The 15254-nt window shown below is 35.7% G+C and carries 13 protein-coding genes and 1 other RNA gene; 11 read left to right on the forward strand and 3 right to left on the reverse strand.

Annotation, left to right across the window (positions count from 1 at the left end):
• Positions 1-39: 39 nt before the first annotated feature.
• From secG to EDD62_RS09145, 10 genes are all read left to right on the forward strand, one after another.
• Complete coding sequence (gene secG, locus EDD62_RS00605) at positions 40-273, forward strand: preprotein translocase subunit SecG (RefSeq protein WP_077140754.1); 234 nt, start codon at positions 40-42, stop codon at positions 271-273.
• A gap of 90 nt (positions 274-363) precedes the next feature.
• Entirely contained in the window at positions 364-1104 is a 741-nt protein-coding gene (locus EDD62_RS00610) for an alpha/beta hydrolase (RefSeq protein ID WP_123807142.1), read from the forward strand.
• Positions 1105-1148: 44 nt separating this feature from the next.
• Positions 1149-3458, forward strand: a complete 2310-nt coding sequence (rnr, locus tag EDD62_RS00615; RefSeq protein WP_123807143.1) for a ribonuclease R — start codon at positions 1149-1151, stop codon at positions 3456-3458.
• A gap of 5 nt (positions 3459-3463) precedes the next feature.
• Positions 3464-3934: an SsrA-binding protein SmpB gene (smpB, locus tag EDD62_RS00620; protein ID WP_077140751.1), complete on the forward strand. Its 471-nt coding sequence runs from the start codon at positions 3464-3466 to the stop codon at positions 3932-3934.
• A gap of 85 nt (positions 3935-4019) precedes the next feature.
• Positions 4020-4375, forward strand: a transfer-messenger RNA (tmRNA) gene (gene ssrA / locus EDD62_RS00625).
• A 565-nt stretch (positions 4376-4940) separates the two neighbouring features.
• Positions 4941-5921 carry a LacI family DNA-binding transcriptional regulator gene (locus EDD62_RS00630; RefSeq protein ID WP_123807144.1) on the forward strand — a complete coding sequence of 327 codons (981 nt, stop codon included), beginning with the start codon at positions 4941-4943 and terminating at the stop codon, positions 5919-5921.
• Between the two features lie 89 nt (positions 5922-6010).
• A complete protein-coding gene (locus EDD62_RS00635) occupies positions 6011-7522 on the forward strand; it encodes a glycoside hydrolase family 32 protein (protein WP_123807145.1) in 1512 nt (503 codons plus the stop codon).
• The gene (locus tag EDD62_RS00640; RefSeq protein ID WP_123807146.1) at positions 7489-8451 is read left to right on the forward strand and encodes a carbohydrate kinase family protein; all 963 of its coding nucleotides are present in this window, start codon (positions 7489-7491) and stop codon (positions 8449-8451) included. The genes EDD62_RS00635 and EDD62_RS00640 overlap by 34 nt, the downstream gene beginning before the upstream one ends.
• A 34-nt stretch (positions 8452-8485) precedes the next feature.
• Positions 8486-9904, forward strand: coding sequence for a sucrose-specific PTS transporter subunit IIBC (locus EDD62_RS00645; RefSeq protein WP_211329108.1), 1419 nt, complete (start codon positions 8486-8488; stop codon positions 9902-9904).
• Positions 9905-11371: 1467 nt separating this feature from the next.
• On the forward strand, positions 11372-11521 hold the full coding sequence (locus tag EDD62_RS09145) for a hypothetical protein (protein ID WP_170152728.1): 150 nt from the start codon (positions 11372-11374) through the stop codon (positions 11519-11521).
• Positions 11522-11896: 375 nt separating this feature from the next.
• On the opposite strand, the gene EDD62_RS00650 is transcribed toward EDD62_RS09145, so the two are convergent.
• Genes EDD62_RS00650 through EDD62_RS00660 form a run of 3 tightly spaced genes read right to left on the reverse strand, consistent with a single transcriptional unit; the run spans position 11897 to position 13792 of the window.
• The gene (locus EDD62_RS00650) at positions 11897-12553 is read right to left on the reverse strand and encodes a hypothetical protein (RefSeq protein ID WP_123807147.1); all 657 of its coding nucleotides are present in this window, start codon (positions 12551-12553) and stop codon (positions 11897-11899) included.
• Positions 12537-13418, reverse strand: a complete 882-nt coding sequence (locus tag EDD62_RS00655) for an ABC transporter ATP-binding protein (RefSeq protein WP_170152729.1) — start codon at positions 13416-13418, stop codon at positions 12537-12539. The genes EDD62_RS00650 and EDD62_RS00655 overlap by 17 nt, the downstream gene beginning before the upstream one ends.
• Positions 13418-13792, reverse strand: a complete 375-nt coding sequence (locus tag EDD62_RS00660) for a GntR family transcriptional regulator (RefSeq protein WP_077140744.1) — start codon at positions 13790-13792, stop codon at positions 13418-13420. Before EDD62_RS00660 ends, EDD62_RS00655 begins: the two co-directional genes overlap by 1 nt.
• Positions 13793-14237: 445 nt before the next feature.
• Here EDD62_RS00660 and bioB point away from each other — a divergent pair, with 445 nt between their 5' ends.
• Positions 14238-15200, forward strand: a complete 963-nt coding sequence (gene bioB, locus EDD62_RS00665) for a biotin synthase BioB (RefSeq protein ID WP_123807149.1) — start codon at positions 14238-14240, stop codon at positions 15198-15200.
• Positions 15201-15254: the final 54 nt, after the last annotated feature.

Consider the following 15254-nt stretch of genomic DNA (forward strand, 5'->3'; position numbering starts at 1 on the left):
GATATAATAATTTTGTTATTAATTATAGGAGGCCACACCATGGAACTTGCGCTTACAGTATTGTTAGTCATTGTGTGTATTAGTTTAATCACTGTTGTATTGTTACAGCCTGGAAAAAGCAGTGGCTTATCAGGTGCTATTGGCGGTGGCAGTGAACAATTATTTGGTAAGCAGAAGATCAGAGGATCTGAGTTATTTTTACACAGAGCAACGGTCATTTTGTCACTACTATTTTTTATCATAATGCTCACATTAACATATTTGAAGATTTAATTTATAAATCGACTTCTCATATAGAGGTCGATTTATTTTTTGATATACGCATCCGTGTTTAATATACTATTAGTGTAAAGGAATGATGTTATGAGAGTTCAACAACCTAAGCCGTTCTTTTTCGATGAGCAGAGTGAATACGCGGTATTATTACTCCATGGATTCACAGGCAATTCGAGTGACGTGCGTCAATTCGGGCGTTACTTACAAAAACAAGGTATTGCTTCATTGGCGCCTATTTATGATGGACATGGTGAGTCACCTGAAGCACTCCTTCAATCTAATCCACATTTATGGTGGCGTGATGTGTTGAATGGTTACGATGAACTGAAAGCACAAGGTTATGAACATATCGCCGTCGCAGGTATAAGTCTCGGTGGATTGATGGGGCTTAAGCTATCGTTACACCGTGATGTATTCGCGTTGTCTACGATGTGTTCGCCAACGCGATTTAAAACAGAAGATGAGATGTTCAATAAGTTTGTCGGATTCGCAAGACAATTTAAGCAGTTAGAAGGGAAATCACACGACACCATTGAACGAGAAGTTAACGCATTAGCGCCGACATCGATGATATCTGATTTATTGTCATTTATGGAAGAGGTTGTGTCCTCGTTAGATGATATCATGACGCCGATTTATATTGCACAAGGGTCATTGGATACAGTGATTGATATTGACAGTGCTGAAGATATATACAACGGTGTCTTTAGTGATATTAAAGAGAAGAAATATTATGAGCAATCTGGGCACATTATTACGCAAGATAAACAAAAAAATCAGCTATTTGATGACGTATTAACGTTTATCAATACACAATTTAGTGAATAATATAAAGTATATGAAAATTTTTAAGTGAGAAAGGAGGGCTTTATATGAAATACGTTGAACAACTTGAACAAATCATTAAATCAAACGATTATAAGCCAATGACTGTCGATGGATTTAAAGAGAAACTTCAGATCACTGATTCTGAAGAGTTCAAAACACTTGTAAAGTCACTCGTATTACTAGAAGAAAAAGGTATCGTTGTGCGGACGAAAAAAGATAAATATATGCCTACTGAACAAACGGATTTAATACAAGGTAAGGTCAGATTGCATAAAAAAGGATTCGCGTTCGTTATGCCATTAGATAGTGAATTAGATGATATATTCATTCCACCGACACATACATCTACAGCAATGAACGATGACATTGTCCTCGTCAAGATTCATGAATCAAATCAGGGCAATAGTGATAACCCTGAAGGGAGTATCGAATCGATCGTTAAACGAGCGAACAATCGTGTCGTTGGGACTTATACTGAGGCGAAACATTTCGGATTTGTCCTACCTGATTCAAAAGATATGAATCGTGACGTATTTATAGGTAAAGATGACAACCTTGGTGCGGTAGAAGGTCATAAAGTCGTTGTTGAGATTACAAAGTATCCTGATGAGTCGAGCAATCCAGAAGGGAAAGTCATCCAAATTATCGGACACAGAAATGATCCGGGTGTTGATATTCTGTCGATTATCCATGCCCATGGCATCAATATCGAGTTCCCTGAAGAAGTGATGAACGCATTAGATGATATTCCTAATACTGTAACAGAAGACGAAGTCAAAGGTCGAGTTGATTTACGTGATGAGTTAACGATTACAATCGATGGCGCCGATGCAAAAGATTTAGACGATGCAATTTCTGTAAAGAAATTAGATAATGGAAATTATCGATTGATTGTATCGATTGCTGATGTGTCTCATTATGTTGAACAAGGTTCACCAATTGATATGGAAGCTTATGACCGTGCAACGAGTGTTTATTTAGTAGACCGTGTCATTCCGATGTTGCCACACAAGTTAAGTAACGGAATCTGTTCATTAAATCCACAAGAGGACCGTCTTGCAATGAGTGCAGATATGGAAATTAACGCACAAGGAAAAGTCATCAATCATGAATTTTATGAAAGTGTCATTCACTCTGATGAGCGAATGACGTACCGTGATGTGAATAAAATATTAACAGAACAACCAGAAGATTTAATGAACAAATATGCCCACATTACGAGTATGTTAGACGATGCTCATGCGTTAGCGAAAATATTAGAACGTATGAGAAGTGAACGAGGAAGCATCGATTTCGACTTCAAAGAAGCGAAAGTCATTGTCGATGAGGATGGAATCCCAACAGATGTTGAACTGAGAAATCGCGATGTCGGAGAACGTCTCATTGAATCATTTATGCTTTGTGCAAATGAATGTGTCGCTGAGCATTTCCATTGGATGAATGTACCGTTCTTATACCGTGTCCACGAAGATCCTAAAGAAGAAAAATTAAAGACATTCTTTGAGTTTATTACAAACTTCGGGATTATGGCGAAAGGGACATCGAATAGTATCCATCCGGGAGCATTGCAAGATATCGTAGATGAAGTAAAAGGAATGCCAGAAGAACTTGTTATTTCTACATTAATGCTTCGTTCTATGCAACAAGCACGATATGATGAAGAAAGTTTAGGACATTTTGGTTTAAGTACAGATTTCTATACACATTTCACATCACCAATTAGACGTTTCCCTGATCTAATCGTTCATCGATTGATTAAGACATATGTTATTGATAAAGATATGTCGAATGAAACGACGAAGTATTGGGAACAAGAGTTACCAGAGATTGCAGATCATACGTCTAGCCGTGAACGCCGTGCAGTGGATGCCGAACGAGCGACTGATGAGTTGAAAAAGACACAATTTATGCAACAACATATTGATGAGGAATTTGATGGGGTTATTTCAAGTATTGCGAACTTTGGTGTATTCGTTGAACTGCCTAATACGATTGAAGGTATGATTCATATTAGTGATATGAATGATGACTATTATAACTTTCATGAACGTATGATGGTGATGGTCGGTGAACGGACAGGAACGGTTTATCGAATTGGAGATAAAGTGAAAGTGAAATGTGTTGGAGTCAACGTTGATGAACGACAAATCGACTTCCAAATTTTAGAGCATGAATCACGAGGAGATCTGTCAGAATCTCAAGTGAAACAAATTTCTTTAAGCGACAAAAAGCCAAGAAATCGTAAAAAAAACAATGGTAAACCCCAACAGAAGAATAAATCAAAAAAAGAATCAACGAAGAAGCAACCATTTTATAAAAAAGTTGCAAAACGATCGAAAAAGAAACGAAAGTAGGATGAATGATGGCGAAGCCAACGAAAGACAACAACGTTGTATCTCAAAATAGAAAAGCTCGCCACGATTATACAATCGAAGAAACGTACGAAGCGGGAATGGAACTGAAAGGGACTGAGATTAAATCGATTCGACGTGGAAGTGTTAATATGCAGGACGCATACGCAAGAGTCCATAAAGGCGAAATGTTTGTATATAACTTGCATATCGCACCGTATGAAGAAGGGAATCGATTCAATCACGACCCGCTAAGACATCGTAAATTATTGTTAAAGCGCAAAGAAATTGACAAGTTACTTGGGATTTCTAAAACACAAGGGTATTCATTGATACCACTTAAAATGTACATTAAAAATGGGTATTGTAAAATGTTACTCGGTGTTGCAAAAGGTAAGAAGAAGTTCGATAAACGTCAAGACTTAAAAGACAAAGCAATGAAACGAGACGTTGAACGCGCGTTAAAAGATCGTGGTTAAAAGAAGGATATGTTATACCATAGAATAGGCTTTTAATATAGCTTATTGTATGGTATAATAATATACCGTTACAATTTTATATTATGGGGATGTTTAGGATTCGACAGGGTTATCGAAGCGTCTAGTGCACGTCGGAGGGTTGTCTTCGTACCAACACATTCAGTTATAATAACTGGCAAACAAAACAATTTCGCAGTAGCTGCCTAATCGCACTCTGCACCTCCTCTCTTTATCGCCTATGTAAAGTGATGCGAGGTTCAACCTAAGTAGGATACGCTAAACACTGCCGTCTTAAGTCGTTTAGAAGAGATGAATAAGACTCGCCACATGTTGGAGTGTCGTATGATCAATCATGTGGTTAAACTTAACCATACGACTAAGCGTGTAGTACTAGACGTGTAGAAGCTCTGGACGCGGGTTCAAGTCCCGCCATCTCCATTAGTGCATTAAAATAGAAAATATTGAAAAGCCAAAACCTTACTATAGCAAGGGTTTTGGCTTTTTTTATTATAAATTTTTTAAAAATTAGGTTGTATATGGTCACAAAATAGTCACCAAAAGGTTAACAAATTGGTAACTGGCAACTTAGAGGGTGTTTAAGTTGGTAGATTGAAGAAGAGAAAGATAAACTGGCAACTTAGAAGGTGTTTAAGTTGGTAGATTGGAGAAGAGAAGGATAAACTGGCAACTTAGAGGGTGTTTAAGTTGGTAGATTGGAGAAGAGAAGGATAAACTGGCAACTTAGCAGGCGTTTAAGTTGGTAGATTGGAGAAGAGATGTATAAACTGGCAACTTAGCAGGCGTTTAAGTTGGTAGATTGAAGAAGAGAAGGATAAACTGGCAACTTAGATAGAATTTAAGTCATCAGTATGAATGATTTAATAAATCACGAATTTAAATCAGTTCGTAAGTATAAAACACTTTTGCCTATCTACTATAAGTAGAAAAAATAATTGAGGTTAAAATGATTATGACATATGCTATCATAAACAATGAGGTGAAACGGATGAATATTCGTGATATTGCAAAGTTGGCGGGTGTGTCGAAGAGTACGGTGTCGAGATATTTGAACGGTGGTTCTATTAGTGAGCGGACGCGTGACAAAATCGATCGTGTCGTAAAGGAAACAGGATATAGCCCGAATCAATTTGCTCAGAGCTTAAAAGCAAAACGAACACAGATGATGGGGGTAATCGTCCCAAGATTGAATTCATATGCATCGAATCAAACGTTATATGGCATTGAGACGTTTTTAAGAGAAAGACAGTATCAAACGATTATTGTCAATACCGATTTAGACAAGCAGTTAGAAATCAATGCGATCTATACGCTTGCAAAAAATAAAGTCGATGGGATTATTCTCTTTGCGACAACTTTGACAGATCAACATTTAGAAGCGATTCATACAGTGAATGTGCCAGTCATCCTTGTCGGTCAGTCGCATGAAGGGATCCATTCAATAGTCCAGAATGATTATGAAGCAGGTCGATTAATTGGGCATTATTTTGGCAGTGCACACTTCAATCGTATTGCCTATTTCGGTGTCGATGAAACGGATAAAGCGGTTGGTATTCATCGACGACGAGGTGTTTTAGAAGGATTGAGTGAACATGGTGATCAAGCAGATGTTTACATGACAACGTTCAAACTGAGTGATGCCAAAGAAAAAGCAAAACCAATTGTTCAGCGTTATGATGCCATCATATGTGCAACAGATAATATTGCGCTTGGTGTGTTAAAGGCGGCACTTGATAAAGATATTAACGTGCCAAAGCAGCTGTCGATCTCAGGGTTTGGTGGTTATGAGACAACGTCGATTGTCACACCAATGATTACAACGATCGTATTTCCATATGAAGCATCAGGGCGTATCGCGGCACAATCAATGCTAAAGTTATTGGACGGTGAAGACGTGCCGCTTGTTTATCGGATGGACTTTGACCTTGATGAAAAAGAAAGCGTTGACATTTACCCGACCGAGGCGTAAAATTCTCTGTGTAGAGAGTTTTACTTTTTTTCAACCAATTTTGGTACCGGTCCCATTTTTATTATAAAAAGAAAAAAAGGAGGGGTAAGATGGAATGGACGAGAGAAATGAAGTATCGAACGTTAGAAGATGTAACTTCTGAAGAAATCAATCGATTAATCAATAAAGTGGATAAAGCACCTTGGCGTCAGACGTATCATATTCAACCGATCTCTGGCTTATTAAACGATCCAAATGGCCTTGTCTATCACGATGGTCTATACCATGTTTTTTACCAATGGCATCCACTAGGTGCAGTACATGGTATGAAGTATTGGTATCATTTAACATCTAACGATTTAGTTCACTTCAAAGCGATTGGACCTACTGTTAAACCCAATCATCATTATGATTCTCACGGTGCTTATAGTGGTTCAGCAATTGTCGTGGATAATGAATTGAAACTTGTTTATACCGGAAATCATCGCACGAAACAATGGGAACGAATCCCTTACCAAGTAATTACAACGTTAAACAATAATACAACAGCGGATAAGCGCGCTTTTGTCGAAGGACCACCAGCAGGATACACCGAACACTTTAGAGATCCTAAAGTATGGTATGACAGTAATCGAAATAAGTATTATGCAGTGATCGGAGCTCAACGGGTTAACGAGACGGGGACAATCGTCGTCTATGAGTCAACAGATTTCAAAGATTGGCAAATGATGGGCGAACTGAAGACCGATTATAAATCGTTTGGCTACATGTGGGAATGTCCTGATTTATTCAACATCGATGGCCATGATATCGTCCTTTTTTGCCCTCAAGGCATTGATCGTGAAGGCAATCGATATCGAAACATTTATCAATCTGGATACTTAATAGGATCATTAGATTTCGATTCAATGACATTATCCCATGATGAATTTGAAGAATTAGACCATGGATTCGACTTCTACGCCCCACAAACGATGATTGGCGAGCACGGAGAACGTATTTTAATCGGTTGGATGGGATTACCAGATATTGAGTACCCGACAGATGTTGATGAATGGGCCCACTGTTTAACAATGCCTAGAACGTTATCGGTTAGAGATGATCAACTGATTCAACAACCGTTTAAAGCGTTACAACAATTAAGACAATCAGAAACCAAGCAATCACTGAATGTCACATCAAATCCAAAGACTATAAATGAGATGACTGGAACGCATTACGAACTCATCGTTAAGATTAACGATAATCAATCGAATACATTCCATATTGATCTCCGACAATCAGAAGATGAACGTACACGACTAACATATGATGCAACATCTCAACAACTGACACTCGATCGATCAAAGAGTGGCGTATTACCGAATGGAGTAGATGGAACATCAAGGACAACTAAACTTACTAATCCATTGGGCACATTACAAATATTTGTCGATACATCGAGTATTGAAATGTTCATTAATGATGGTGAACGTGTGATGACTGCAAGAATATTCCCGAAAGATTCATCTGATCAAATAACATTGACTTCAGAAGGTGGAGACGTGTCACTGGATATGACGAAATATGATTTGAAAGGAGATATAATATGCCAAAACTATACGCAATCGGAGAAGCATTAATTGACTTTATCCCTCAGACAAAAGGTGTAGAACTGAAACGTGTTAAAGGATTTGAATCACAAGTCGGTGGGGCACCAGCAAACGTTGCGAGCTGTGTGGCAAAGCTCGGTGGAGAATCAGCATTGATCACTCAACTAGGTAATGATGCATTTGGAGATCTTATTACAGAAACCCTTGATGAGCAAGGTGTTGATACATCTTTTATTCAGAGAACAGATGAAGCCAATACAGGACTCGCCTTTGTCAGTTTGACGGAATCTGGTGAACGAGACTTTGCATTCTATCGTAAACCATCAGCGGATATGTTGTTAAACCAATCAACAATTCAAACAGACTTTCAATCAACAGATATGCTTCACTTCTGTTCAGTTGATCTTATTCCATCACCAATGAAAGAAGCGCATGTCGAAGTCATCGAACGAATGGAATCAGCAGGCGGCACAATCATCTTTGACCCGAACTTAAGATTCCCTTTATGGCCATCGGTTGAAGCGCTGAAAGAAACAGTGCTTGAATTCATGCCGAAAGCACATATCGTTAAGATCGCCGATGAGGAGTTAGAATATTTAACAGGCAGTGCAGACTCTAGCTCGTTACAACAGTTATTTACTGGAAATACAGAAGTTATTATTTACACAGAGGGCGCAGACGGAGCTTCCATTTATACGAAGGACGGCAAAATCGCACATGACGAAGGATATACCGTTGACGTTCAAGACACAACAGGCGCAGGTGACGCATTCATCGGTTCAATCATTTATCAATTACTCGAAGCACGACTTGAGCAACAACCAATACAATATATTCAAAAGAACGCAGTGAACTTGTTGAAATTTAGCAATGCAGTCGGCGCATTATCCACAACGAAGAAAGGCGCGATTGAAAGTTTGCCGACAGCGCAAGAAATTGATCGATTTATTAATCAATAAAAATTTTATAGATAAAAATAAAGGAGGAATAAATATGGCAATGTCAGATCAACAGATTGCAAAACAAGTCATTGAAGCCGTTGGAGGCCAAGAAAATATTAAGTCGATTGCACATTGTGCGACGAGATTACGTATCGTCTTACATAATAAAGAGAAGATTGATCAAGATATGATTGATAACACCGATAAAGTGAAAGGTGCATTTTTCAACTCAGGTCAATATCAAGTCATTTTTGGCACAGGAACAGTGAATAAAATTTATAACGCCGTTGAAAGTCTAGGGATTGAAGGACAATCAACGAGTGATGTGAAAGAAGAAGCGGAGAAACAAGGCAATATGTTCCAACGCGCAATTAGAACGTTTGGTGATGTCTTCGTACCCATTATCCCAGTACTTGTAGCGACAGGTTTATTTATGGGGTTACGTGGCGTATTAATGAATGAACAAATCTTATCTTGGATGGGTATGGCACCTGATGATATTTCTGAGAATTTCATTCTCTTCACGCAAGTTTTAACAGACACAGCGTTTGCATTCTTACCAGCGCTTGTAGCATGGAGTGCGTTTAAAGTCTTTGGCGGCAGTCCAGTGCTCGGTATCGTCCTTGGTTTGATGCTCGTTAATCCATCTTTACCGAATGCCTACGCCGTTGGTGACGGATCTGCAGAACCGTTGAAGTTCTTTGGTATGATCCCAGTAGTAGGATATCAAGGATCAGTATTACCAGCATTCTTCGTCGGGTTAATCGGCGCGAAATTTGAGAAGTTCTTGCGTAAAAGAATCCCCGATGCGATTGATTTAATTGTGACACCATTTGTAACGTTACTTGTCATGATTACATTAGGGTTATTCGTCATCGGACCTGTATTCCATAGTATAGAGACAATCATCTTAACAGGTACAAAATGGGTATTAGACTTACCATTCGGAATCGCTGGATTACTTATTGGATTCTTCCAACAAATTATCGTTGTGACTGGGGTACATCATATCTTCAACTTCATGGAGATTCAACTATTAGAAGAGTTCAAGTACAATGAATTCAACCCAATCATCTCTGCAGCCATGACCGCACAAGGCGCTGCAACAATAGCAGTCGGATTGAAGACACGTCAGAAGAAGTTGAAAGCATTAGCGCTCCCATCAGCATTCTCAGCATTCTTAGGGATTACAGAACCAGCAATCTTTGGGGTCAACTTAAGATACTTTAAGCCATTTGTCTGTGGTTTAATCGGAGGAGCAGCCGGAGGATTCTTAGCTTCATTATTACATTTGAAAGCATCAGGCATGGCGATTACAGTATTGCCAGGAATGTTATTATTCATTGAAGACATTGGGCAATTACCATTGTATATTCTAGTGTTAGCTGTTTCATTCGCAGTAGGGTTCGTATTGACATGGTTCTTTGGATATAGTGATAAGATGGCAGAAGAGATTAGAGAAGCGAAGTAAGTTTTTTAAGTGAAATAATTAATAAATTGATACACCTACGATGTTTTACAACCAAATGAAAAAGAGAAATACGTAAGGCTATTTCGTATATCTCTAACATACAGAATAAAAAACAACTCATTTACTGGTAATCAGAGTAAATCGTGAATACTCTGAATACGAGTGGAAAATGAGTGAAAAATAGTCTGGTAATCAGAGTAAATCGTAAATACTCTGAATATGAGAGAAAATAAGTGGAAAATAGTCTGGTAATCAGAGTAAATCGGAAATACTCTGAATACGAGAGGAAAATGAGTGAAAAATAGTCTGGTAATCAGAGTAAATCGGAAATACTCTGAATACAGAAAATCATTGAATTAATCCATTCAAAGTGAAATATAAATTTTTAATTAATGATTATAAATATAAGAAATATGGTTTGTGTAGATAGTAAAATAAAAAATTAGCGATAAATTTTGACGATCATCAAAATTTTATAGCTTTTTTTTGTCAGGATTACTTATGTCCTAGATACATTTTTACATGCAAAACTATGCTTCAAAAGATTCAACATTTATTGGAATATGCTATCTTACTTTTATACATGAAGTAACTTAGTATGTGTACACAGATTGAAATAAGTAGCACGATATAATATATGTTATTTAATAGAAAATAACCAATCGAATCTTTATTAAGGTGAATAGAAATTTCGGTGCCTTGATTGATTAAAATATAATGTATTATAAGAACAATGATTGCAAATATAGATAAGACAATCCCATAATCACGAGCATCTTTGTATTCCCCATTAAAAGTTAATGTGAAACATACTGTTTGAATAAAAAGGCTCATTGATACAAGAGCTAATATACTATAAATATGATTCGTTTCATGAATCGATAAGAAATAAAGATATGTTATGCAAATCAATATAATGTTTATAACAAGATTAAATATAATAATATTTTGAATAAAATTTGAAAACTTTATCGGTAGTGAAAATATAAATGTAGAAATATTAGATTTATTTAATTCTATCATTAAGTCACCTAAATATAATGAAATATGAAAACTTATAATATAAATTAAAATGGTCATCGTGTCTTTTAAGAAATATCTGTCTGAAGGTACTTCATTGTTCATACCAGCATGTTGGAAGTTTAAGTAGAAATTAATACCTGAACATATGATGATAAACGATAAATATATAATCGTAATAAATGTTCTGAAAGGAATTAACCTAGTGATTAATTTAATATCTCTCATTTATCATTAACCTCCTTTTACTTTTAACACTTACTAGATGAAACAATTTTCTTATAATACATAGGATAGCTAAATACAAATAAACATAGTGAAAGGATTAAAAAGATATATGGAATATGATATAAAACAATATTCATAGTTGGATCTTGGTGAAAATTTAAATTAAGGTCATAATCACTATAAATCAAACTATAGAAGAGTAATAGTAATAATGATCCGATGACACTAGTAACCATGCCGAAAATATTTGCTAGATTAAATCTGCCACTAGAAGTAGCCAATAGACAACTTGTATTAAAGATGAAGCTAAATGAAACTGATACAAAGATTGCCATGACAAGTAAAGGTCTATCAATTATAAAAAAGTAAATATAACATAGCCCTATCAGTAGGGTATTAATCAAAGTGATTAAAACTATTTGAGCATTAATCAGTTGTTTATATTTCCAAGATAACGTAAAAAAGAATTCTATAGCTTCACTTTTAAGGAAAAAGTCCACTAAATTCATCGAAAAAAATGAAATATAGAGCGTACATAAGATTACAATGAGTGTTAGAAAATCTATTGAAAAATAGAAAATCGTTTGTTCATTTGTATTAATATCTTGGACTGTGGCTGCATTACTAAATATCAAGTTTAAAGCAATACAAATGATAATGAGTAAATAGCAGACGATTGTAAAAAATGTACTTAAAGGAGTCATTTTTGCTATTAACTTTATTTCTCTCATATGCTAACCTCCTTTAACAATATGTTTTATGCATTATTTTGCGTTGTAAAAGTAGATAACCAATCGTTGTGAGCAGTATTGTCACAATACTTACGATGATTGGAATATATACATATTCAAATGTAGGTGCTTGATGATATTTCAAATACCAATTCTTCATTGGACTGTAGTAGAACAGACCAGATACTCCTATTATTCCGTACGCCATAAGGGTTAAAATCCAATTGAAGTTAAGGAAATAATAAATAAAAAATATAAGCGTGTGCATGAAAATCGCGATAAATATGATTGATATCGAGACTAAAATCAATTCATATCGACCTGTGATGATGTGTAATAACGTCCAAACAGCAGCAAGTACACAATGAATAATAATCATATATATAAATTCTGCAGATAGGATATGACGTCTGTGATTAGGGAAAGTATAAATGGATTGCTTGTAATCATGACTCGTCATATCTTCGAAATAACTGTAAATTAAAGCGATACTAAACGTGAAAAAAATCATAAATATAAACTGACTGACAATCAGCAACAAATCTCCAATTTCCGCTTGCTGGATGACATTAGAAATGACATGAAACACGATACTTAAGATTAAAAATATAATCACTGCTTTGTATTTACGTTGATTATAATGATGCATCAATTTAATATGTTGCTTCATGTTTAACACCTAATCTCTTCAATTTACTGAAATACATCATCTGATCAATGGTGATTGGATTGATGATGACTTTGTCGCCAAATAATTCTCGGAAGACATCCGCATCTTTTGTCATCGCTTTAAAACGCTTATCATTGAATTCAGTACCGATCAACAATTGGTCTAATTCATCATCCAACAACAGATCATCCCCTTCAATAATATGATATTGCTCCAATAGGTGATCTTTCTCTTCATAAAGCATCAATCGACCTTCTTCAATGAACGCGATATAATCTGCAATCTGCTCTAAATCAGATGTAATATGAGTACTAAATAATATCGTCTGATCTTCATCTAACATTAAATCTTGTAATATATTTAATAGTTCAATTCTAAACGTTGGGTCTAAGTTTGATGTTGGTTCATCAAGAATGAGTAACTTCGGTTTATGACTCATTGCAGTGGCAATGTTTAATTTAATTTTCATCCCTTGTGATAATGTTTTAATTTTTTTCGTCATTGGGATTTCGAACTTGTCTAAGTAATGTGCATATAAGTTAGAATCCCAAGTGACATAGTAATCGATAAAGATTTTCTCTAAACTTTTTGGATTCATGAAGTCAGGAAAGTGATTCTCACTATAAACAATCCCAATATTCGACAAAATGTATTCGCGGTCTTCAATAAATGTTCTGTCAAAAATCTTAATCTCACCTGTGTCTTGTACACGTAGGTTTAATAAATGATAAATTAAACTCGTCTTCCCAGAACCGTTCTCCCCAATCAGTCCTGTAATATACCCCTTTGGAATGTTTAATTCATCGATGTTTAATTCAAAGTCCCCCTGCTTTGATTTCAACTGATTAATCGTAATGACGTTCATTATAATTCCTCCCATAAGAACTCGATAATTTCTTCATATTCATGACGTTCAATGTTTAATTCTTTACACATCTCAATCGATTCTTTAATTTTTCCCTCTAATTGTTTAAGTGACTGTTCACGAATCATCGTCGTATTCCCCTGAGCGACGAATGTACCTTTCCCTGCGATAGATTGAATGTAGCCAAGTTGTTCTAAATCTTTGTACGCACGTTTTGTTGTAATGACGCTAATACCTAATTGTTTAGCTAACGCACGCATTGAAAGTAAAGCTTCACCTTCACGAAGTTGTTGACTCATGATCAGACGAATGATCTCTGATTTGAGTTGTTCGTAGATCGGTTTGTCGCTTTTTTGGTTGAGTTGTATGTTCATATAACCCTCCATTTCGAATTTGGTTCATTATAAATGTGATGTGTATATATTGTATATGCACAGTATACACTCGATATATACAGTTGTCAAATTAAAAATAATTTAATGTATATTTGGAAGGGTTATTTAGTAGTATGTAATTGATGATGAAGGATATAGGTCTAGAGAGATTCTTCGTAAGATAACAGATATAGAATATTTAATCTTAATATTTTTAATAAATTGGATAAATGAAAGGGGTGATGATTGTGGGATTGTATGATGAGTTAGAAAAAGGGTTGGTTGAATTAAATCAATATGCTCAAATGTATTCATTGATCTAAATGAATACATTTTTATTATTTTAGACTCATTAAATATCTCCAATTAGTAAACTATAAATATTTTTTGAGTTTACAAATTTAAAACTTATAGATATCCTATATATCATATAGGAGGAGATACAATGTTATCTGAACGTGTGATTCATGAACAAGATTTAACAAAAGAAGAAGCGATAGAGATGTTTATTGATCCAACGGTTGATACATATGACCTATTATATGAAGCGTATAAAGTGCGTAAACATTTCTTTGGTAAAGAAGTGAAGCTGAATATGTTACTCAATGCTAAAAGTGGAATTTGTCCTGAAGATTGTGGTTATTGTGGACAATCCAAATTAATGAAAAACAAAGAAACATATAAACTTGTTGATGCATGTCGTATTCAAGAAGGTGCTGATTTCTGTGCGTCTAATCAAATAGGGACGTATTGCATTGTGATGAGTGGTCGAGGACCGAGTGATAAAGAAGTTAATCATATTGCTTCGACAGTGCAGGATATTAAAACGAATCACCCGCAACTTAAAATATGTGCTTGTCTAGGTTTAGCGAGTGAAGAACAGGCGATGAAGTTAAAAGCGTCAGGTGTTGATCGATATAATCATAATATCAATACGAGTGAAAACTATCATTCAGAAGTTGTGACGACGCATACATATGAAGATCGAGTGAATACAATAGAAACGATGAAGAAGCATAATATATCACCATGTTCAGGCGTAATATGTGGGATGGGAGAAAGTGATGAAGATATTATCGATATGGCTTTTGCATTAAAGGAAATCGATGCAGATAGTATACCGGTGAATTTTTTACACCCTGTGAAAGGGACGAAGTTCGGTGATGAAGATAATTTGACACCAGAGAAATGTCTAAGGATATTATCATTATTTAGATTGATTAATCCAAGCAAAGAGATACGCATCGCAGGTGGACGTGAGATTAACTTAAGAACATTGCAACCATTAGCAATGCAAGCAGCGAATTCTATTTTTATCGGGGATTATCTGATTACGAATGGCCAAGCGAATGAATTGGATTATAAAATGTTGGAAGATATGGGGTTTACGATTGATGTAGGGGAATAATTTATTCTCCAAACGTATTTCTTATTTATCATAAAAAATTTGAAATACGTTTGG

This window comes from Abyssicoccus albus (assembly GCF_003815035.1).
In the GTDB taxonomy this organism is placed as follows: Bacteria; Bacillota; Bacilli; order Staphylococcales; family Abyssicoccaceae; genus Abyssicoccus; species Abyssicoccus albus.